This window comes from Vibrio sp. Y176 (assembly GCF_033438945.1).
Genome location: NZ_JAWOQS010000391.1, coordinates 1 through 772, shown reverse-complemented (window position 1 = coordinate 772; position 772 = coordinate 1). Strand labels below are relative to the sequence as shown.

Annotated in this window: 1 pseudogene; it reads left to right on the top strand. The window is 40.0% G+C overall.

The annotated features are described in order from the left end of the window. Window positions 1-371 precede the first annotated feature (371 nt). Window positions 372-772 (top strand): annotated as a pseudogene (locus tag R7O13_RS26245) (endonuclease/exonuclease/phosphatase family protein); the annotation flags it as partial.

Below are 772 nucleotides of genomic sequence, written 5' to 3'. Positions count from 1 at the left end.
TGAATACGATCCCTGTTAAACGGAGCTCTTGAGCCGTCACGCTTGATTACGATTGGTTTCACTTTCTTCTCCTTACCCCAGCATACTCACAGAGTTATCCACAAACACACTATATGGGGTTATTTTTTATTCTGCTAACACAATATATTGTGGCGTATTTAACGAAAAGCACCACTTGAAAACATTGATTTTGATCAATAAAGATCGGCTAGCGGACAAGAACAAATCGATCTTATTGGTACTGATCTCAGTTGCGAAGAAAACTGTGAAAATTGCAAAATTGGAACTAAATCTACTTGCTTTTTTGGGATGTCTTATAGAATAAAGGTTGGAAAGGAATACGCTAAAAACCAGGAGTGAAACAAGCCAATATGCGATCACTATTTGTTACTGCCTTATTAATTTTTAGTTCAACGTCACTTGCTCAAAACTCCATCAACTTAACCAGTTGGAATATAGAATGGCTGTCTATAAATGGAGGTAAGGTTTCGAGAACCAGTGACGATTTCGTCAAACTCAACCAATATGTGGATAAAACTCAAGCCGACATCATCGCCTTTCAGGAGGTCGACTCCAAAGCCGCAGTTCAAAAAGCTGTAGGCGATGGCTACGCAATTTATCTCTCTGATCGAGCTCAATCAAACAATAAGCACCTTCAGTTTTCTGATACCAATCAGTACACTGGTTTTGCTGTGCGTAAAGACATTGAAGTGTCTGACCCTGCAGACTTCTCAATCACGCGTGGTAATAGCAAGTTGCGCTTTGCCAGCTA